Genomic DNA, 19,512 nt, shown 5'->3' on the forward strand with positions numbered 1-19,512 from the left:
GGGATGCCGCGACATGCCGCATCTGGCGCGACGGTCAGCGACGGTCAGCGACGGTCAGCGGCGGTCCAGCAGCCGGCGGTCAGCGGCGCGGGGTGACCAGGGCGAGCAGCTCGGGTTGGCGACGGTCCAGCACGTCGCCAGCCAGGTAGGCGCCGAGCAGCGCCGCGCCGACGCCGTAGGCGACGCCCAACGGCAGGCCCAGCCAGAGCCAGGCGTCGCCGAGCAGTGCCGCGGCGAGCACCATCGGTGCGGCGAGCGCGCTGGTGGCCACCATGGCCAGCAGCGTCAGCATTCCCTTCACCACCCCGGCCCCGCTGTTCATCGCGAACGGGTTGCTCGTCTCCGGCAGCGAGTATGCGCCCAGCACGGAGACGAACGAGTTGACCGCCAGCCCGGCACCGTAGGTGGCGACCAGCGCACCCGCCATGAATCCGATCCAGGTCGGCTCGCCGAGCACCAGCGCGATCACCACGGCAACCACAGCCAGCATCGGCAGCACGTAGAGCGAGAACGCGGTGATCCGGGCGCGCAACTCCAGTCGACCCGGTACGCCGGCCACCACGTTCGCCGCGTACGCGCTGCCGTCGAAGCCGAACTGGTTCGCCAGGGTCACGGCGGCGAGCAGCCCGACGAAGAGCATCGAGAGGCTGACCAGCACCGGCGAGGATTCCCCCGCGGCGCTGAAACCCTGGTCGCTGTCGAACGTGAAACCCTGTCCACCGAAGTTGACCATCACCGGCACGAAGAGACCGACCACCGCGATGGTGATCAGGTTGGCGCGTCGTCGGGCGTCCCGCCACCAGTAGCGGGCCTCCCGGGCGACCAGGGCACCGAAGCGATCCCGGCGCAGCCAGCCGGTGGCCCGGGGAAAGAGCTGGGCCACCACGCCGCCGGTGACTCCGGGCCGTGCCCGGGTGGGTCCGGCACTCGCCGCGCCCACCATCGCCGACTCCAGCGAGCGTGACCACCAGGCCAGCAGCGCGACGATCGTCACCACGGTGATCAGCAGCTTCACGGGTGCGGCCCAGGCCCGGCCCTGCGCCACGTCGATGCCCGCCGTCCACGGGGCACCGAAGGGGGTCCAGCCGATCACCGTCGCCACGCCGGTCAGCCGGCCCCAGTCGGTGTCCTGGATCGCCGCCACGCCGGCGAGTTGCAACGGGCCGAGCGACGCGGCGAGCACCGCGAGCAGGACGGCGGCCAGGTCGCGTACCCGGCGGGAGCGCAGCATGGAGGCGAATGCGCTGGTCACCGCTCGGGCACCGGCGACGCAGAGGAGCAGCCCGCAGACCACCCCGACGGCGCTGACCAGGGCAGCCGACCAGCCGCCGAACACCCCGGCGGTGACCACCAGGCCGGAGAGGCCCAGCAGCACGGCGACCGTGGGTACGCTCACCAGCGCCGCCGCGAACAGCCCGGTCACCAGGGTGCGTCGGGACAGCGGCAGCAGCGCGAACCGGGCCGGGTCGAGTGTCTCGTCGACGCCGAAGAAGACAAGCGGCAGCAGCAGCCAACCGAGCACCGTCAGCCCACCGGCGAACGCGGCGACCAGCAGGGCGTACCGGTCGTCGCCAACCAGCCCGGGAGCCGCCAGGCCGAAGAAGGCACCGACCGCGAACCAGAGCCCGATCAGCGAGCCGACCAGGAACAACGCCACCCGCCAGCCCTGACCGCGGAAGTTGTTGCCCATCACCCGCAGCTTGAGCCGGACGAAGTGACGCGCCGAGACCGGCCGCACCCGGTTCGCCGGTGCGGTCACCGGGACAGCCACGCCAGCTCCTCACCGGTGGCGGTACGCCCGCCGACCACCTCGACGAAGACGTCTTCCAGCGAACGGTCGCCGCGTACCTGCTCCAGGGTGCCGACCCGCTTGATGGTCCCCTCGGCGAGGATCGCCACGTGTGAGCAGAGCCGTTGCACGACCTCCATGACATGGCTGGAGAAGACCACCGTCCCGCCGCCGGCCACGTACCGCTTGAGGATGTCCCGGATCAGCGCCGCCGAGACCGGGTCGACCGCCTCGAACGGTTCGTCAAGCACGAGCAGCCGGGGCCCGTGCAGCAACGCACAGGCCAGCCCGATCTTCTTCTTCATGCCGGCGGAGTAGTCGACCACCAGCGTCCGACCGGCGTCGGCGAGGGCCAGCACGTCGAGCAGCTCGGCCGCCCGCTGGTCGACCACGGCCGGGTCCATGCCGCGCAGCAGACCGTGGTACGCGAGCAGCTCGGCTCCGCTGAGTCGGTCGAACAGGCGTACCCCGTCCGGCAGGACGCCGAGCAGCTGCTTCGCGGTGACCGGGTCGGCCCACACGTCATGGCCCAGCACCCAGGCGCCGCCGGCGTCGGGCCGGAGCAGCCCGACCGCCATGGACAGGGTGGTGGTCTTACCGGCGCCGTTCGGGCCGAGCAGCCCGTAGAACGAGCCGGCCGGGACGTCGAGATCCACGCCGGCCACCGCGACCTTGCCGTCGAAGCTCTTGGCCAGGCCGCGTAGCGCCAGCGCCGGGTGCTCACCAGTCATGCGCCCGACCGTATCCCGTGCCGACCAGCCCGCCGCCCGACCGGAGGAGGATCCGCAGCTCATCCCCGAGTCGGACCAGCATGGAAGCCCGGGCCACCGCGCGGGCAGCCGGTCGGCGACCTGCCGCAGCAGGGCCTGCTCCGGAAGGGTGCTTCCTCACGAGCGGAGGGCGTCGGGGGCGTGCAGGCGGAGCATGGTGCGGCCGATGTCGGCCGGGGCGCGGCGGCGGGTGGCCAGCGAGACCGCGATCATCACGGTGAAGGCCAGCGGCACCGTCCAGGCGGCCGGCTGGGCGATGAGGGTGGCCGGCCAGCCGGTCATGGCCGGACCGAGGACGGTGATCAGGACCGAGGTCACGGCGGCGCCGCCGCCGACCAGAATGCCGGCGGCGGCACCCGCGTCGGTGAGGCCCCGCCACCAGATGCCGAGCACCAGCAGCGGGCAGAAACTGGACGCGGCGACCGCGAACGCCAGGCCCACCACCTGCGAGACGTCCAGGCCGGAGACGTTGAGGGCGAGGACCGTCGGCACCACCCCGGCGATCACCGTCGCCAGCCGGAAGCCGCGCACCGAACCTCGACCGAGCACGTCGGTGGAGATCACCCCGGCGACGCTTGTGAGCAGCCCGGACGAGGTGGACAGGAAGGCCGCGAACGCCCCGGCGGCGACCAGCGCGGCCAGTAGGCGACCGGTGGTCCCGGCACCGAGTGCCGCCTCGGGCAGCAGCACCACCACCGCGTCGGTCTGACCGGTGATCAGCAGTTGTGGTGTGTAGATCCGGCCCAGCACGCCGTAGATGGTGGGCAGCAGGTAGAAGACGCCGACCAGAGCCAGCACCACAAGGGTGGTCCGGCGGGCGGCGGCCCCGTCGGGATTGGTGTAGAAGCGCACCAGGACGTGCGGCAGCCCCATGGTGCCCAGGAAGGTGGCCAGGATCAGCGAGTACGTGCCGAACAGCCCCCGGTCGTCGGAACCGGCGTCACTGGGCAGCAACCAGTCGGTGGCCCCGTTGGCCACCCCGGAGACCTCCGGCACCGGTTCGCCCTCGGCGAAGCTCAGCTCGTCGCCGGGGCGTACCTCCAGGGTCTGGCCGTCGGCGAGGGTGAGCACGGCCTGCTGCTCGACCACGACTGTGGTTGCCGTCCGGAACGTGGCCCCGTCCGGCGGGGTCACCGCCGGACGGCCGTCGGACTGCCACTGCAGGGCCAGGAAGATCGCCGGTACGGCGAGCGCGGTCAGCTTGAGCCAGTACTGGAACGCCTGCACGAAGGTGACCGCCCGCATCCCACCCAGGGCCACGTTCGCGGTCACGACGGCGGCCACCACAAGCGCACCGACCGGGTACGGCGAGCCGGCCAGCGTGGCCAGCGTCAGGCCGGCGCCCTGAAGCTGCGGCACCAGGTAGAGCCAGCCGATGAAGATCACGAAGACGGTGGCCAGCGTCCGTAGCCGGCGGGACCCGAGCCGCAGCTCGCAGAAGTCGGGCAGGGTGAACGCGCCGGACCGGCGCAGCGGCGCGGCCACGAACAGCAGCAGGGCCAGGTATCCGGCGGCGAACCCGACCGGGTACCAGAGCACGTCCACGCCGTACTTGAGGATCAGCCCGGCGACGCCGAGGAAACTCGCCGCCGACAGGTACTCGCCGCCGATCGCGGCAGCGTTCCAGGTGGGGCTGACCACCCGGGAGGCGACCAGGAAGTCGGAGGTGGTGCGGGCCAGCCGCAGCCCGTAGAAGCCGATGGCGACGGTGACCAGGGTGACCGCCACGATCGCCGGTACGACGAGATCGTTGCCCACGTCAGCGCTCCGGCCGCTGGACCAGGTCGGTGAAGTCCTGCTCGTTGCGCTCGGCCAGTCGGACGTACGTCCAGCCGACGGCCACCAGGAACGGGAAGGAGAGCACCCCGAGCAGCAGCCACGGCAGGTTGACGCCGAGCACTGTCATCCGGCCGACCGAGGGGGCGATGGCGAACAGCCAGGGCAGCCCGCCGAGCCCGACCAGCACCACCGCCGACAGTTGCAGGGCCAGGGCCAGTTGCGCGCGGACCAGACCGCGGACGAGTGCCTCACCGACCCGGGTCTGCTGGGTCAGCTCGGTGTGGGTGCCCGCCGGCCAGTGCGGCCGGCGGGAGACCTCGGCCAACACCACCCGGGTACGCGCGGGCGGCCCGGACCCGACGCCCTCGTCGATGGTTCCGGGCGGATCGGGTCGGCGGGGTGCCGGCAGTGCATCCTCGGCGGCCATCCCGGCAGTCTCGTCCGCCCGGCGGGATTGTCAAGCGGCCTGTGGACAACGGTGTGGACAACGAGTCGGGCCTGTGGACAACCCGGTGGACAACGCCGCCGATCAGCGGCTCCACTCCTGCTTGGCGGCCCGGACCAGCTTGTCCTTCAGCTCCCGGGTGTGCCGGCGGCTCACCGGCAGCTCGGTGCCGTCGATGACCACCACGTAGCCGGAGTTGACCAGGCGGAGTTCGGCGATCAGCCGTAGCTGCACCAGGTACGACCGGTGGATCCGGACGAACCCGGCGTCGGCCCACCGTTCGGCGAGCGTGGCCAGCGACACCCGCACCAGGTGTGACCCGTCCGCCGTGTGCAGCCGGGCGTAGTCGCCCTGTGCCTCGACCCACCGCACGGCGGACCGGGGCAGCATCCGGGTGGTGCCGGCCAGTTCGACCGGGATCGTGGGATCCTCCTCGGCCCGGGCCAGCGCGGCGGGATGGGTGGGCACCACCCGCGAGCCGACCACCCGGCGGAGCGCCTCGGCCAGCCGCTCGGCGCGTACCGGCTTGCGCACGTAGTCGGTGGCGCCCACGTCGAAGGCGTCCGCGGCGCCGTCGTCGTACGCGGTGACGAAGACGATCGCCGGAGGGCGGGCGAAGCGGCGCAGCACCCGGGCCAGCTCCATGCCGTCCAGGCCGGGCATCCGGATGTCCAGGAAGACCACGTCCACGTCGTCGTCGCGGAGCACCCGCAGCGCCTCGGTGGCGTCGCCGGCCGTGTAAAGCCGGGCCACCCGGGGATCGGCCCGCAGGTGGTACGCCAGCTCGTCAAGCGCCGGTGGCTCGTCGTCGACCGCCAGCACCCGCAGGAAGCCGGTGGCGGCGGTCGGGCCGGAGCCGGTCACGAACCCGCCCGTACGCCGGGGTGGAACTTCGGCACCCGCATGCTCACCTTCGTACCCGAGCCGACACCGGTCTCGACGACCAGGCCGAAACCGTCACCGAAGACCGAGCGCAGGCGCTCGTCGACGTTCGACAACCCGACGTGCTGGCCCGGATCGTCCCCCGGGTCGCCGGTCGACCCGGCCAGCTCGGCGATTCCCGCGGTCAGCGTGGCCGGATCCATCCCCACTCCGTCGTCCTCCACCGTTATGTGGCATTCAGCGCCCGCATCCCGAGCCTCGATGCTCACCATGCCCGTGCCCGGCTTGCGCGACAACCCGTGGCGAACCGCGTTCTCGACAAGTGGTTGCAGGCACAGGAACGGCAGGGTCACCGGCAGCACCTCGGGGGCGATCTGGAGCCGCACCTGAAGCCGGTCGCCGAACCTGGCCCGCTCGATGGTCAGGTAGCGGTCGATCGAGCGCAGCTCCTCAGCCAGCGTGGTGAACTCGCCGTGCGCCCGGAACGAGTACCGGGTGAACTCGGCGAACTCCAGGATCAGCTCCCGGGCCCGTTCCGGATCGGTGCGGACGAAGGAACCGATCGCGGTCAGCGCGTTGTAGATGAAGTGCGGGCTGATCTGGGCGCGCAGGGCGCGTACCTCGGCCCGGGCCAACCGCTCCCGGGACGAGTCCAGCTCCGCCAGGGCCAGTTGGCTGCCGGCCCAGTGGGCGGTCTCCAGGGTGGCCTGGACCAGACCGGGTGCCGGAGCGCCGTCGGTGACGGCGACAAGCGCGCCGGTGATCCGGCCGGACGCCCCACCGAGCGGGGCCACCACCGCGCCCCGGACCGGGCAGTCGATCCGGTCGCAGGTCAGCTCCGCCTCGCCCAGCACGGTGGAACGCTCGGATGCGATCACCCGCCGGGCGGCGGTCCGCAGCTGGTCCCGGTGGTGTGCGCCGCGTCCGTCGAGCGCGAGCAGGTCGTCGGTGTCGGTCAACGCCAGCCCTTCCGCGCCGACCAGGGTGCGCAGGTGGCGGGCGGCCTTTGCCGCGCCGGCCGGGTTCAGCCCAGCCCGCAGCGGTTCGGCCGCCAGCCCGGCGGTGTGCAGTACCTCGTAGGTGGCCCGTTGTCCGGGCGTGGCGATGCCGCGCCGCCCGCGTAGCCGGCCGACCGCGAACAGCGCCCCGGCCAGCACACTGACCAGAGAGAAGACGCCGATCACGGCGGAGATGTTGCCACCCACGTCGACGATCCTGCTGGTTGCGGACGCTGCGGGAAAGGGGTGGGCACCGGTCAGTATGCGCCCTTGCGCGCCACCACCACGCCGACCGTGCGCCACAGGATGCTCAGGTCGTACGCCAGCGACCAGTTGTCGACGTAGTACAGGTCCAACCGGACGGCCTCGTCCCAGGAGAGATCGGAGCGGCCGGACACCTGCCACAACCCGGTCATACCCGGGCGGACCAGCAGCCGGCGTCGCACATCACCCAGGAAGTCGCCATCGTCGGCGGGCAGCGGACGCGGCCCGACCAGCGACATCTCACCCTTGAGCACGTTGATCAGCTGCGGCAGTTCGTCCAGCGACGAGGCGCGCAGGAAGCGGCCCACCGGGAAGACCCGGGGATCCTGCTTCATCTTGAACAGCATGCCGTCGGTCTCGTTCTGGTCGACCAGGCTGGCCAGCCGGTCCTCAGCGTCGACGTACATGGTCCGGAACTTCCACACCCGGAACGTGCGCCCCTCGTGCCCCACCCGGGGTTGGCGGAAGAAGACCGGACCCGGATCGGAGATCCGGATGGCGATGGCGATGGCGACGAAGACCGGGATCAGCGCGAGCAGCCCGAGCCCGGCGGCCACCCGGTCCATCATGTTCTTGGCCAGCAGCGCCGGCCCGGACAGAGTGGGTTCCTCGACGTGCAGCAGCGGCAGGCCCTCGATCGGGCGGATGTGCACCCGGGGGCCGGCGATGTCGGTCAGTTGCGGCGCCACCACCAGATCGACGCCGGAGCCCTCCAACTGCCAGGCCAGGCGACGTAGCTCACCGGGCTCAGCGCTGGCCGAGCCGCAGACCGCGATGGTGTCCGCGCCGACCTCGCGTACGAGGGCCAGCACGTCGCGGCCCGCGTACACCGGAACCGGGGTCTGCACGCCCTTGGCCGCCGCGTAACCGTCGGTGATGTGGATGGCGACCGGAACCAACCCGGCGGCCGGGGTGCGGGTGACCGCCGTGTACACCTCCAGGCACTCCGGCAGGGTGCCGACCAGCACCATCCGGTGCGCCGCCTGCTGGATGTTGCGCCGGACGGTGTGCAGCACGAAACGGGTCAGGATCCGTCCCAGCAGGATCAGCAGCAACGCCAGCAGCAACGCCGTGCCGACGGTGAACCGGGACAGGTCGGTCTTGGTGGCGAAGGCGAGGAACGACACCGCCGCGCAGACGGTCACCCCGGCCCGGATCACCCGCTTGAACTCGTCCGGCCCGAGCCCGAGACAGCGTCGGTCGTAGGCGCCGTTGAACCAGAGGATGACCAGCCAGCCGAGCGGCAGCAGCAGGAACGCGACGGTGTAGAACCAGGTCGGGTCGTTCTGCGCCTGATGGAAACCTGCGGTGGCCTGGTCGAAGGTGCGGATCGCGGTGTAGCTGGCGAAGGCCGCCGCGGCGAAGTCGAGTAGCAGCAGGATCGCCGTGTAGGGCCGGTGCCAGCGCGACACGCGCCGCCGGGCCCGGGCCCACGCCGATCGGGGTACACCGTTCGGGGATGGCGGGTTCGGCGGCTGGATCTCGAAGCTGTCGACGTGCCGCACGAGTCTGCTCCGGCCTTCGTTGGTCACCGGGCGCTGGAGGCTGGTCGTCACCTCACTCATGTCCTCCCGCATGCCCCGCCGCGTTCACTCGCCGTGACCGCCCGGGTCGCCCACCGTTCCAGTTTCCCACGCGAGTTCCGTTCCGTTGCCGACCCGAGGGACTTTGCGCGGCGGCCACCTACCGCCTGGGATCTGGCCGGCCCCACGCCATTCTTAGGCCGGGGACCGGGCCACTATACCGATGGATGACGGCCCGGGTAGAGCGCCGGACCGGTGGTTGCGCACCGCGCGTCCGATTCCGCTCCGTAATCAGCGAGTGGTATTACTCACCGTACAAGTCGGGACAACCTTCGGTCAGCAAGGGGCTTGCCGCCGGTCTGGCAGGTCGGGCAGTACTGGAGGCTGGAGTCGGCGAACGAGACCTCCCGGACGGTGTCTCCGCAGACCGGACAGGGCAGCCCGGTGCGGGCGTGTACCTTGAGGCCGGACCGCTTCTCGCCCTTCAACTCCGCGGCCCGCTGCCCCAGCGACCGGGTCACCGCGTCGCCGAGCACCCGGCGGGTCGCCGCGTGCAGGGTCGCCATCTGGTCGTCGGTCAGCCGGTCGGTCAACGCGAACGGCGACAGCTTCGCGGCGTGCAGGATCTCGTCGGAGTACGCGTTGCCGACCCCGCCGAGCACCGCTTGGTCGGTGAGGACCCCCTTGACCTGGCCCCGGCGGCCACGCAGCGCACCGGCGAAGGTGGCGAGGTCGGCCGAGAGCGCGTCCGGCCCGAGCTTGGCCACCCCGGGCACCGCCTGTGGATCCGTCACCAGGTAGGCGGCGAGTTTCTTCTGCGTACCGGCCTCGGTCAGGTCGAAGCCGGAGCCGTCGTCGAGGCGTACCCGGATCGCGATCGGCCCCTTGCCGGGTCGCAACGGAACGGCCGAGGCGAACGCCTCCCGATAGTGCAGCCAGCCGGCGCGGGCCAGGTGGACCACCAGGTGCAGCCCGCCGTCGAAGACCACGTCGAGGAACTTGCCGTACCGTCGCGCGTCGGTCACCGCCCGGCCCGCGACGGCGGTCGGCGGCGGGTCGTACGTCTTCAGGGCGCTGATCGCGGCGACCTCCAGGCGGTCGACCCGCCGGCCCACCGCGCGCTGTCGCAGGTAACCGGCGAGCGCCTCCACCTCCGGTAGTTCGGGCATCGTCCAACGGTAGCCTTCTTTCCCGTGAGAATCGTGGTGGCGCACAACCGGTACCGGGAAGCTCAGCCCTCCGGTGAGAACACCATCGTCGACGCCGAGATCACCCAACTCGCCGCCGCCGGGGTGGAGGTGCTGCCGTTCCTGCGCAGTTCCGACGAGATCCCGGCGATGCCGAAGACGGCGAAGGCGCTGCTCCCGATCTCCCCGATCTACGCGCCCCGCGCCCAGCAGGAACTGGGTCGGCTGCTCACCGAGCACCGACCGGACGTGCTCCACCTGCACAACCCGTACCCGCTGCTGTCGCCCTGGGTGGTGCGGACCGCGCACCGGCACGGGGTGCCGGTGGTGCAGACGGTGCACAACTACCGGCAGGTCTGCTCCTCGGGGCTGTACTTCCGGGACGGCGTGATCTGTCAGGACTGCCGGGGCCGGGCCCTGGGCGTGCCGGCGGTGGTGCACCGCTGCTACCGGGGGTCCCGGGCGCAGAGCGCGCTGATGGCCACCACCCTGGCCGTGCACCGGGGCACCTGGAAGTCGGTGGACCGGTTCATCGCCCTGACCACGGCGGTCGCCGATCACCTGCGGGACTACGGCATCCCCGATTCGCGGATCGTCGTGAAACCGAACGGGATTCCCGACCCGGGCACGCCCGCACCGCTCGGCCAGGGTTTCCTGTTCCTCGGCCGGCTCTCTCCCGAGAAGGGTCTCGACCTGCTCGTGGAGGCCTGGCGTCGGCACCCCGACGGCATGCTCGGGCCGCTGCGGATCGCCGGTGACGGTGAGTTGCGTCCACTCGTCGAAGCGGTGGCGGCAGAGCGCTCCGACGTCACCTACCTCGGCCCGCTGGACCGGGCGGGCGTCCGGCAGGCGCTGGCCGCCAGTGCCGTGGTGCTGGCGACATCCACCTGGCACGACGTGCTGCCTACCGTGATCATCGAGGCGCTGGCCAGTGGTCGGCCGGTGCTCGGCACCGCGCTCGGCGGCATCCCGTACCTGGTCGGCGCGGACACCCCCCGGGAACCCGCCGGCACCGGCCCGGCCGCCGTCGCCTCAGCCTCCGCCCCCGTCGTCTCTGGCTCCGTGCCCGGCTCATCGGCTCCCTCCCGCGATGGTCGTGACACCGAATCGGCGGTGCCGGCCGGTGTGGTGACCGGCGAGGCGGGCTGGGTCGTGCCACCGGAGCCGGCCGCCCTGGCCGCCGCCCTGCCGATGGCCGCCGCCGGCGCCTCGGCGCTCTCGGCTACCGCCCGGCTGCGCTACGAGCGCAATTTCCACCCGGACGCCGTGACCAAACGCCTGATCGACATCTACGCCGACCTGTGCCGCTGACGGCGGGCACAGTTTGCGGGATGTCGCGGTTTCCCGGCGATGGGAAGCCGCGACATTCCGCGTCTCGCGGATCGGGTGCCGCGACCCTCGGTCAGCGGAGGCTGGCGCGGGCGGAGAAGGCGATGCTGGCCAGCAGGAAGCCGCCGTTGACGGCGGTGAAGGCGATCATGACCCAGAGGGTGAGCGCCGGAGCCAGGGCCAGCACCAGGGCGGCCACGAAGATGACCGCGCCGTAGTCGCGGACCAGCTTCACCAGGCGTACCGGCAGGCTGGTGCTGGTGACCATGCTTGCCGCGTTCGGGCCGGACTGCATCACCGAGGTGACCAGGTTGACCATCCAGGTGCCGGCGAAGGCCGCGACCAGCCAGGTCGGCGTTGCCGGCTGCTGCGCCACAGCGGTGGCGGACAGGGCGGCGACCAGGGCGATCTGGGCGGCCACGTCACAGAGCACGTCGACCCGGGCACCCGCCGAGCTGCCCTGCCCGGTCACCCGGGCCAACTGACCGTCGGCGCAGTCCAGGGCGTACGCGATCTGCCAGCCGACGAGCGCGACCAGCCCGACCACCGGAGCCGGCACGTCCCCGGCGGCGACCGGGCCGGCGAGGGCGACCACGGTGACCGAGGTGGCCAGCCCGAGCAGCAGGTTGGTGATGGTCAGCGCGGTCGGCCGGAGCCCGAGACGCTGGGCGACAAGCGCGAAGACCGCGCCGATCCACTGGCTGACCGACTCGCTGAACAGGCCACCGCCCCGGTTCACCCGGTGGAAGTCGGCGACCGTGGGGTGGGACGGCTCAGCCAAGGTGCTCACGGAGGGCGTCAACGTAGTCTCCCAGCCGGGTACGAAGGTCGTCGGCGGACAGCGCCAGGTGTTCGAGGATCGTGTAACGGTCGGGCCGGGTGTGCGGGGCGAAGGCCACCGCCTCGACGAACTGCTCGTCGGTGAGCCCGAGGTCGGCGGGTCGGGTGGACAGCCCGTGCCGGTGCAGGCAGCGGGCGAGCTGACCGAACCGTTCCAGGTCGCCCCGGAGGAAGGTGCAGAACAACGCGCCGAGCCCGGCCTGCTCCCCGTGCGAGGCGGTGCTCGGGAAGAGATGGTCGATGGCGTGCGAGATCTCGTGGTCACCGCCGCTGGCCGGCCGGCTGGAACCGCAGATCGACATCGAGATGCCGCCCAGGATCAGCGCCTCGGCCAGCGTGGTGAGGAACCCGTCATCGGTGATCTTGCCGGGATGGTTGACCAGGGCCTCCGCCCCGGTGCGGGCCAGCGTCACGGCCAGCCCGTCGATCGGCTCACCGCGCACCTGGTGGGCCAGCTCCCAGTCCGCGCAGGCGCTGAGATTGCTCACCGCGTCGCCGATGCCGGCCTGGGTCTGCCGGTCCGGCCCGTTCTCCACGAAGTCGAGATCGACAAGCACGGCGATCGGGATGTGCACCCCGTACGAACCCTTGCCGCCCTCATGGGCCAGCGACGCCACCGGAGAGGCGATCCCGTCGTTGGCGAGGCTTGTCGCCACGGTGACCATCGGGATGCCGTAGCGGGTGGCGGCGTACTTGGCGGTGTCGATGGTCTTCCCGCCGCCGATCCCGACGACGGCGTCGTAGCTGCGGCGGCGTAGCTGGTCGCCGAGTTCGATTGCGGAGTCGACGCTGCCACCGGCGACCGTGAACACGTCGGCCGACCCGAGCGAGGGCCGGCACAGCTCGACGATCTTCTCGCCCTGACCCGGGCCGACCACCACCGCGACGTCGCCGCCGCTGGAGATCCGGCGGTCGGCCAGCAGCGAGCCGAGGTCGGCCACCGCGCCCCGGCGGACCTCGATCGACAGCGGCGTCGCGACGGTACGGGCTAGTAGCGGCACGCGATCTCCCGCGCCCGGGTCAGGTCGGCGTGGTTGTCGACCTCGACCCACGCCACGTCGCCGATCGGCGCGGCCCGGACCTCACCGCCACGGTCGGCGAACTCCTGGTACCCGTCCTCGTAGTACAGGTTCGGGTCGCGCCGCCAGGTCGCCTCCAGGGCGTCGGCGAGCGCCTCGGCCACCTGCGGCTCGATCAGAGTGGCCCCGATGTACTCGCCGTACGCCTCGCCCGGGTCCATCAGCTTGGTGATCCGGGTGAGCTGGCCGGCGGCGTCGAAGGTGGTCTTCATCTCCTCCTCGGCCAGCGGCTTGAGGGTGTCGACCGCGAGCAGCACGCCCGGCCCCCGCTCGGCCAGCAGGGTCTTCTCGATGCTCACCGGGTGCACGGTGTCGCCGTTGACCAGCAGAACCCCCCGGGAGAACCAGTCACGCGCCAGCCAGAGGGAGTACGCGTTGTTCCACTCCTCGGCCTTGTCGTTGGGCACCAGGGTGATCGTGACGCCGTACCGGCGCTCCAACTCGGCCTGGCGTTCGCGGACGGCATCGGCGGCGTAGCCGACCACCACCACGACCTCGGTGAGCCCCACCTCGGCCAGGTTGCGCAATGCGATGTCGAGGATGGTGATCTCGCCATCCACCGGCACCAGCGCCTTGGGCAGCGTGTCGGTGTACGGGCGCAGCCGGCGACCAGCGCCAGCTGCCAGCACCATTCCGACCATGCCGGCATCGTTTCCTGTTCTCGCGGCGTTCACCGAAGGAGGATAGCGCCGCCCGTGGCGGCGCTGTCGCCGGTCAGCGGCCAGCGGCCGGTGCGCACCCCGGTCAGCCGGGCAGAGCCGCCAGGTCGGCGAGCATGGTCAACCGTTCCTCGGCGGTCAGCACGGCGTACGGGCCGGCCGCTCGGCGGTCGGTCTCCAACTCGATGGCCTGGCGCTGCGGACCGTTCGGCAGCTCCGCGATGCTCGCGGCGGTGTGTCCGGCGGCCTCCCAGGCGGCGGCGTGCGCGTCGGCCCGGTGGTAGCGCAGCGCGCCGAGCCGGTTGAGCAGCAGCAGGCCGGGCGGGGCGCTGTCCGGCTCGTACGGGGGTGCCACCGCGTGGAATGCCTCGCCGCCCTGCGTGGCGGTCAACAGCCGGCCGGCGACCTGCACCAGCCGCAGCACCCGGTCGTGGTGTCCGGCCCACAGCTCCTCGGTCACCTCGGCGTGCACCTGGTACAGCTCGGCGAGAAAGGCCAGGCCGCGCTCGGTGGCGGCAAGCCCGCCGTCCGCCCGGCGGTGGATCATGCCGTAGGCGACGTGCCGGTCAAGACTGCGCCGGCAGGCGGTCGGATCCCGGTAGCGGGTCACCGCGGCGAACCCCGGACCGTCGACCGTGCCACCCGGTACGGCCAGCCGGGTGCGCAGCTCCACCAGGAAGCCGGTGGCGGGCGGTCCGCCGTACCGCTGGCTCAGCTCGGCCCCGCCGCCGTGCCGACCGGCCTGCATGGCCGCGGTGAAGACCCGGTCCACGGCGGGTGCCACCAGCGCCGCGTACCGGTGCGGAGCAAGCCCGACCGTGTCGCTCACGAACCGATGGACCGCAGCACGGCGAAGGCCCGCTCGGCGATGTGCCGAATCAACCCGTCGTTGACGTCACGGTGCTCGTCGAGCAGGTCGAGATCGTCGGGGCCGAGCCAGCGGTACTCGGTGTGCTTGCCCGCCTCAAGTACGGGCGCGGTCAGCTCGCCATCGACCCGGACCAGCCAGTCGCTCTCGACCCGGGCCAGGCCGTCGTCTCCGACGTAGCGGTACTCGCCGACCTCGGCGAGCACCTCGGACACCCGCCAGCCGGTCTCCTCGGTGACCTCCCGGTGCAGCGCGTCGTGCACGGACTCGCCCGGTTCGAGGTGCCCGCCGACGATGTCCCAGCAGTTGGGGAAGAGTCGCCGGTGCGGCGAGCGGCGTTGGAAGAACAGGCGTCCGTCGGGGGCGACGATCAGCGCTCCCGCGCAGCGCAGCGGCTCGGTGGACACGTCAAGAACAGTAGCCGCGACCGTCCCGCCGCGACGATGTCCGGTCTTGTCCTGGAAACCTACGGGGCTCACCATTGCGGGTAACCGGGTGCAGCCGTCCCAAAGGGGTGATGTGTCATGCAGGTTCGGGAAGCTATGTCCAGTGAGATCCTCGTGGTCGGTCCGGAGCACACGCTGCGGCAGGCGGCGCGGATGATGTCGGAGCGCCGTATCGGGTCGGCGGTGGTGATCGACCCGGATTCCGAGGGCATCGGGATCATGACCGAGCGGGATGTGCTCAACGCGATCGGAGCCGGTCTTGATTGCGACGTCGAACGGACCGGGGCCCACCTGACCTGGGACGTCGTCTACGCGGGGCCGGAATGGACGATCGAGGAAGCGGCGGCGGCGATGGCCCGGGGTGGCTTCCGGCACCTGGTCGTCCTCGACGGTCGGGAGGTCGCCGGCGTCATCTCCGTACGCGACATCATGCGGGTGTGGGCGGCCAGCCGGATGGTCGGCACCGGCTGACCAGGTCGCCGATCGGCGGTCGATCGATCCGTCCCGGGTTGGGCGGGCCGGTCGGCGGGTAATGCCCCTGTTGCGGGCGCGGGCCGATCGTGCCCGCGCGGGGAGGCGTGATGCGTGGCGCGGACCGGTTGATCCAGCAGCAGTACGAGATGCTCCTGCGGCGCGACGTGGCTCGCCTGCCGGAGCTGTACGCGACGGATGCGCGTTACGCCATGCCCGGCGTCACGGTGCGTCCGACCGAGTTGCCGGCCCTGCTGCGTACCTGGACGGGTGCCTTTCCCGACCTGCGGGTCGATCCGCTCGGTGCGGTACGCACGGCCGGTGGCGCGGCGGTCGAGCACCTGCTGACCGGCACCCACACCGGCGTGCTGCACACCCCGTTCGGGACCGTCGCGCCCACCGGACGGGACGTCGCCTGGGAAGTGGTGGACGTGGTCCGGGTGCGACGGGGACGGATCGCCGCCTGGCGGTCCTACTTCGACTGGGGGCAGCTGATGACTCTGCTCGGCCTGCGGGTCGCGGGGACGTCACGCCGGCCGCAGGACGAGCCGGTCGGCCTTCCGGCCTGATCTGCCGCACAGTCGGCGGGTGGGGTCGGCCACCGGACGTGCCCGTTCACCCGACCCGGTGGCTCAGGATGCGGACATCGCCGTGCCTTCCGCGCACGTCCCACCTCCGCCCGTACGCTGAACAGCCATGACCGCCGAGCAGCTGATCTCCTTTGCCCGTGGCGCCCCCTCACTGGACATCGTCGATGTCGAGGGGCTCAAGGCCGCCGCCGTCCGCGCCTTCGACGCCGACCCCGCCGGGGTGACCGCGTACGGCACCTCCGTCGGCTACGTCCCGCTCCGGAAGTGGATCGCCGAGAAGCACGGTGTCGAGGCGGAGCAGGTGCTGGTCACCAACGGATCGTTGCAGGCCGACGCCTTTCTCTTCGATCACCTGGTCCGCCCCGGCGACGCGGTGGTGGTGGAGCGTCCCACCTACGACCGCACCCTGCTGAATCTGCGGAACATGGGCAGTGAGCTGCACGCTGTCACCATCCAGCCGGACGGTCTGGACACCGCCGAGTTGCGCAAGCTGCTGGAGTCCGGGGTGCGTCCTCGGCTGGCCCACGTGATCCCGAACTACCAGAATCCGGCCGGCGTGACGTTGTCCCTGGAGAAGCGCCGCGAGCTGCTGGACCTGGCTGCGGAGTTCGGTTTCACGATCTTCGAGGACGACCCGTACGCGGACATCCGGTTCCGGGGCGAGGCGCTGCCGTCGATGCTGTCGATGGACACCCGCAACGTGGTCGTGCACGCCTCCAGCTTCACCAAGACCGTCTGCCCGGGGGTGCGGGTGGGTTACCTGGTGGGCCCGGCGGACCTGATCGGCGACATCGCGAAGAAGGCGACCAGCCTCTACATCTCGCCCGGCATGGTTTCCCAGGCCATCGTGCACCAGTTCTGCGTGTCGGGGGACATCGGGCGTTCCATCGAGACGGTCCGGGCGGCCCTCGGCGAGCGCGCCACGGTCCTCGCCGAGTCGCTGCGCCGGCACATTCCGGAGGCCCGGTTCGTGGAGCCGGACGGTGGCTACTTCCTCTGGGTCGAGTTGCCGGAGGACGTGGCGGTCGACCGGCTCGCTCCGGCGGCGGCCGAGCGTGGCGTCGCGGTGGTCAAGGGCAGCGACTTCGTGATCGACGGCGGCCGGTCCGCGCTCCGGCTGGCCTATTCGGCGGTCACCGCGGATCGGATCGACGAGGGAGTTCGGCGGCTGGCCGAGGCGATGAAGGCGGTGCGCGGCTAATTTCTGTCGGCTTTCCGACAGTACGGCGATACCGGTCGGCCCGGGTCTCCCGCTGAGGCGACTCGGGGCCCACAATGCTGCGAGCGTCTCACCACGCGTACGCACAACCCCCGCCCCCACGGCGCCGGGCGGGCCGGGTCGCCCCCTCACCCCCCCCGATGCGGTCCGGTCCGTCCGGCGCCACCCCTGCCGCCCGGTCATGATCACTGCGGCGGCGTAACCTGCAAACCGCAGCCGGCGGGGGGAGGGCGTGATGACGGAGCGGACGCAACGCGCGGGGACGACCTCCCCGGACGGCCCGGCCACCACTGGCAACCGGAACGTGGGCGCCACCGGGGGCCGCGCCCTGCGGCCCCGCAACTGGTCACCCGTGCGGGCCGTGACGCGCCGGCTCAGCTCGGACGGAGCCCAGTCGGGTGAGCCGACGGCCGACCGGCGACGTAGCGCGGTGGTCGACTGCGCGCTCTATCTCGACGGTCAACGGCAGGCCGGCGACTGGGACTACGCCGACGCGCTGGCCGCGGCTCGCAGCGCCGAGGCCGGCTTCGTCTGGCTCGGCCTGCACGAGCCGGAGCTGGCCGAGATGACCGAGATCGCCACCACGTACGGGCTGCACGAACTGGCCGTGGAGGACGCGGTCAAGGCCCAGCAGCGTCCGAAGCTGGAACGTTTCGGCGAGGTCAGCTTCCTGGTGCTGCGTACCGCCCGCTACTGCGAGCACACCGAGCTGACGGAGAACTCCGAGGTGGTGGAGACCGGGCAGGTGATGCTCTTCATCGGCCCGCAGTTCGTGGTCAGTGTCCGGCACGGCGACGCCTGCCGGCTCGCGCCCGTACGCGAGGAGTTGGAGGCTCGCCGGGAGTTGCTGCTCAACGGTCCCTGGGCGGTGGCGTACGCGATCACGGACCGGGTCGTCGACCTCTACCTGGAGGTTGCCGACCAGCTTGAGGACGACATGGACGTGCTGGAGACGGAGGTCTTCGACCGCCAGACCAGCGGCCGGATCCAGCGGATCTACCAGATGAAGCGGGAACTGGTCGAGTTCAAGCGGGCGGTGATGCCGTTGCAACGGCCGCTGGTGACGCTGACCTCGCAGATGAACCGGGACGTGCCCAAGGAGGTGCGCCGCTACTTCCGAGACGTGCAGGACCACCTCAGCCGCACCGTCGAGCAGGTCAACTCCTACGACGACCTGCTCAATTCGATCCTTCAGGCGCGGCTGGCCCAGGTGACGGTCGACCAGAACAACGACATGCGCAAGATCGCGGCCTGGGCGGCCATCGCCGCCGTGTGGACCGCGATCGCCGGCATCTACGGCATGAACTTCGACTTCATGCCGGAGCTGAGGATGACCTACGGCTACCCCGTGGTGCTGGCCCTGATGCTCAGCATCTCGCTGGCCCTCTACCGCTGGTTCCGCCGCAACGACTGGCTCTGACCCGACCCTCCCTTCCCCCGACCGCCCGCGTCGCTGGCTGCGCTGACCATGAAGTTGTCGCCGCGACACACCGGTGTGCGCGGCGACAACTTCATGATCATCCTTGACAGGGGTGGGGGGCGGGAGGGGGAGTGGTCAGGCGCGGGTGTTGGACTTGTGGTTGGTGGCCTTGCTCAGGTCGTCGGCGGGGCGGCCGCTGCTGGTGCGGGCACCCTCGGCGACCGAGGGGACCTTCCCGGTGGCGACCCCGGACGGCGCGGTCGCGGTGGGGGTGGTGGAGGCGCTGTCGCCGCTGGCCACCGCCGAGCTGCCCGCTCCGGTCGAGACCTTGCCGGCACCGGCCGGGCCGGTCGTACGCACCTCGATGGTCTCCACCTCCTCGTGCATCGGCTCAAGCGCGGCACCCGCGTCGTACTCGGCCCACTCCTGCTGCTCGCGGTGCCGCCGCAGGGCCATCGCGCCGGCCAGCCCGGCCACCGCACCGGCGGCCAGCAGGCCGACCATGGTCCCGCTCCGGCGGGACTTCTTCTTCGCCTTCATCTTCTTCGCCTTCCTACTGACCGCGGCCTGCTTGGCGACCGCGGCCTTCTTCCCCTTGGCGGCCCGATCGGCCGCGTCGGACTGCGCGTGACGTACGGCCAGAGCAAGCGGCGCGAGGGCTGCGGCCGTCGATGCGAGGCCGTTCGATGCCCGGTCCCGGACCACGACGGCGGTCGGTGCCACCGCACCGCGGGCCGCCTGGAATCGCGGGCCGACCGTGTCGCCGGCGCCCCTCGCGGCATGCGTGGCGGCCTGCCTCAGGTGACCGATGCTGCGGTTCAATTCGGCCCGGGCCAACTGCGCCTGGGTCTTTCGCCGCCAGTTTCCAAACACGGTCCCACCTCCTGGGAGTTGCTCTGTCTCATCCTCCACCTTCGGATGCCTCCGCATGTCCAGATCGGGCACATGGGAGGA

19 protein-coding genes are annotated in these 19,512 nt (G+C 71.6%); 5 read left to right on the top strand and 14 right to left on the bottom strand.

Features of this window, described 5'->3' with window-relative positions:
* Positions 1-79: 79 nt before the first annotated feature.
* The 8 genes from Vse01_RS21325 to Vse01_RS21360 form a co-directional block, all read right to left on the bottom strand.
* Positions 80-1,771 carry an ABC transporter permease gene (locus tag Vse01_RS21325; RefSeq protein ID WP_093410798.1) on the bottom strand — a complete coding sequence of 564 codons (1,692 nt, stop codon included), beginning with the start codon at positions 1,769-1,771 and terminating at the stop codon, positions 80-82.
* Positions 1,756-2,520 (bottom strand): ABC transporter ATP-binding protein, encoded by a 765-nt coding sequence (locus Vse01_RS21330; protein ID WP_093410796.1) that lies wholly within the window; start codon positions 2,518-2,520, stop codon positions 1,756-1,758. The genes Vse01_RS21325 and Vse01_RS21330 overlap by 16 nt, the downstream gene beginning before the upstream one ends.
* 156 nt (positions 2,521-2,676) lie before the next feature.
* On the bottom strand, positions 2,677-4,317 hold the full coding sequence (locus tag Vse01_RS21335) for a sodium/solute symporter (RefSeq protein WP_093410794.1): 1,641 nt from the start codon (positions 4,315-4,317) through the stop codon (positions 2,677-2,679).
* 1 nt (position 4,318) lies between these two features.
* Positions 4,319-4,765: a DUF485 domain-containing protein gene (locus Vse01_RS21340; RefSeq protein ID WP_232511461.1), complete on the bottom strand. Its 447-nt coding sequence runs from the start codon at positions 4,763-4,765 to the stop codon at positions 4,319-4,321.
* 102 nt (positions 4,766-4,867) lie between these two features.
* The gene (locus Vse01_RS21345; protein ID WP_093410792.1) at positions 4,868-5,647 is read right to left on the bottom strand and encodes a LytR/AlgR family response regulator transcription factor; all 780 of its coding nucleotides are present in this window, start codon (positions 5,645-5,647) and stop codon (positions 4,868-4,870) included.
* Entirely contained in the window at positions 5,644-6,870 is a 1,227-nt protein-coding gene (locus tag Vse01_RS21350; protein WP_093410790.1) for a sensor histidine kinase, read from the bottom strand. Before Vse01_RS21350 ends, Vse01_RS21345 begins: the two co-directional genes overlap by 4 nt.
* A gap of 50 nt (positions 6,871-6,920) precedes the next feature.
* Positions 6,921-8,492, bottom strand: a complete 1,572-nt coding sequence (locus tag Vse01_RS21355; RefSeq protein ID WP_093410904.1) for a sugar transferase — start codon at positions 8,490-8,492, stop codon at positions 6,921-6,923.
* A 266-nt stretch (positions 8,493-8,758) separates the two neighbouring features.
* Positions 8,759-9,619, bottom strand: a complete 861-nt coding sequence (locus Vse01_RS21360; protein ID WP_093410788.1) for an Fpg/Nei family DNA glycosylase — start codon at positions 9,617-9,619, stop codon at positions 8,759-8,761.
* Positions 9,620-9,643: 24 nt separating this feature from the next.
* On the opposite strand from Vse01_RS21360, the gene Vse01_RS21365 reads away from it, so the two are divergent.
* Positions 9,644-10,948: a glycosyltransferase family 4 protein gene (locus Vse01_RS21365; RefSeq protein ID WP_093410786.1), complete on the top strand. Its 1,305-nt coding sequence runs from the start codon at positions 9,644-9,646 to the stop codon at positions 10,946-10,948.
* A 91-nt stretch (positions 10,949-11,039) separates the two neighbouring features.
* On the opposite strand, the gene Vse01_RS21370 is transcribed toward Vse01_RS21365, so the two are convergent.
* The 5 genes from Vse01_RS21370 to Vse01_RS21390 form a co-directional block, all read right to left on the bottom strand.
* Complete coding sequence (locus tag Vse01_RS21370; RefSeq protein ID WP_093410784.1) at positions 11,040-11,756, bottom strand: CDP-alcohol phosphatidyltransferase family protein; 717 nt, start codon at positions 11,754-11,756, stop codon at positions 11,040-11,042.
* Positions 11,740-12,807: an iron-containing alcohol dehydrogenase family protein gene (locus tag Vse01_RS21375; protein WP_093410782.1), complete on the bottom strand. Its 1,068-nt coding sequence runs from the start codon at positions 12,805-12,807 to the stop codon at positions 11,740-11,742. Before Vse01_RS21375 ends, Vse01_RS21370 begins: the two co-directional genes overlap by 17 nt.
* Positions 12,795-13,526 carry a phosphocholine cytidylyltransferase family protein gene (locus Vse01_RS21380; RefSeq protein WP_093410780.1) on the bottom strand — a complete coding sequence of 244 codons (732 nt, stop codon included), beginning with the start codon at positions 13,524-13,526 and terminating at the stop codon, positions 12,795-12,797. Before Vse01_RS21380 ends, Vse01_RS21375 begins: the two co-directional genes overlap by 13 nt.
* Before the next feature lie 103 nt (positions 13,527-13,629).
* Entirely contained in the window at positions 13,630-14,373 is a 744-nt protein-coding gene (locus tag Vse01_RS21385; protein ID WP_093410778.1) for a hypothetical protein, read from the bottom strand.
* A complete protein-coding gene (locus Vse01_RS21390; RefSeq protein WP_232511460.1) occupies positions 14,370-14,819 on the bottom strand; it encodes an NUDIX domain-containing protein in 450 nt (149 codons plus the stop codon). The genes Vse01_RS21385 and Vse01_RS21390 overlap by 4 nt, the downstream gene beginning before the upstream one ends.
* A 117-nt stretch (positions 14,820-14,936) precedes the next feature.
* Between Vse01_RS21390 and Vse01_RS21395 the strand changes: the two genes are divergently transcribed.
* The 4 genes from Vse01_RS21395 (at position 14,937) to corA (ending at position 18,558) form a co-directional block, all read left to right on the top strand.
* On the top strand, positions 14,937-15,329 hold the full coding sequence (locus Vse01_RS21395) for a CBS domain-containing protein (RefSeq protein WP_093410774.1): 393 nt from the start codon (positions 14,937-14,939) through the stop codon (positions 15,327-15,329).
* 110 nt (positions 15,330-15,439) lie between these two features.
* Positions 15,440-15,898, top strand: a complete 459-nt coding sequence (locus Vse01_RS21400) for an ester cyclase (protein WP_093410771.1) — start codon at positions 15,440-15,442, stop codon at positions 15,896-15,898.
* A 127-nt stretch (positions 15,899-16,025) separates the two neighbouring features.
* Positions 16,026-17,120, top strand: coding sequence for an aminotransferase-like domain-containing protein (locus Vse01_RS21405; protein WP_093410768.1), 1,095 nt, complete (start codon positions 16,026-16,028; stop codon positions 17,118-17,120).
* Positions 17,121-17,373: 253 nt separating this feature from the next.
* Positions 17,374-18,558 (top strand): magnesium/cobalt transporter CorA, encoded by a 1,185-nt coding sequence (gene corA / locus Vse01_RS21410; protein ID WP_093410766.1) that lies wholly within the window; start codon positions 17,374-17,376, stop codon positions 18,556-18,558.
* 135 nt (positions 18,559-18,693) lie between these two features.
* Here corA and Vse01_RS21415 read toward each other — a convergent pair whose 3' ends face one another.
* Positions 18,694-19,488: a hypothetical protein gene (locus tag Vse01_RS21415; protein ID WP_093410902.1), complete on the bottom strand. Its 795-nt coding sequence runs from the start codon at positions 19,486-19,488 to the stop codon at positions 18,694-18,696.
* Positions 19,489-19,512 lie beyond the last annotated feature (24 nt).

This window comes from Micromonospora sediminimaris (genome assembly GCF_016863575.1).
Lineage (GTDB): Bacteria > Actinomycetota > Actinomycetes > Mycobacteriales > Micromonosporaceae > Micromonospora > Micromonospora sediminimaris.

Excerpts from the sequence above, each read along its gene's own strand:
- Vse01_RS21330 (WP_093410796.1), bottom strand. The coding sequence starts at position 2,520 with ATGACTGGTGAGCACCCGGCGCTGGCGCTACGCGGCCTGGCCAAGAGC.
- Vse01_RS21340 (WP_232511461.1), bottom strand. The coding sequence starts at position 4,765 with ATGGCCGCCGAGGATGCACTGCCGGCACCCCGCCGACCCGATCCGCCC.
- Vse01_RS21355 (WP_093410904.1), bottom strand. The coding sequence starts at position 8,492 with ATGAGTGAGGTGACGACCAGCCTCCAGCGCCCGGTGACCAACGAAGGC.
- Vse01_RS21360 (WP_093410788.1), bottom strand. The coding sequence starts at position 9,619 with ATGCCCGAACTACCGGAGGTGGAGGCGCTCGCCGGTTACCTGCGACAG.
- Vse01_RS21380 (WP_093410780.1), bottom strand. The coding sequence starts at position 13,526 with ATGGTCGGAATGGTGCTGGCAGCTGGCGCTGGTCGCCGGCTGCGCCCG.
- Vse01_RS21395 (WP_093410774.1), top strand. The coding sequence starts at position 14,937 with ATGCAGGTTCGGGAAGCTATGTCCAGTGAGATCCTCGTGGTCGGTCCG.
- Vse01_RS21400 (WP_093410771.1), top strand. The coding sequence starts at position 15,440 with ATGCGTGGCGCGGACCGGTTGATCCAGCAGCAGTACGAGATGCTCCTG.
- Vse01_RS21405 (WP_093410768.1), top strand. The coding sequence starts at position 16,026 with ATGACCGCCGAGCAGCTGATCTCCTTTGCCCGTGGCGCCCCCTCACTG.
- corA (WP_093410766.1), top strand. The coding sequence starts at position 17,374 with ATGACGGAGCGGACGCAACGCGCGGGGACGACCTCCCCGGACGGCCCG.
- Vse01_RS21415 (WP_093410902.1), bottom strand. The coding sequence starts at position 19,488 with ATGCGGAGGCATCCGAAGGTGGAGGATGAGACAGAGCAACTCCCAGGA.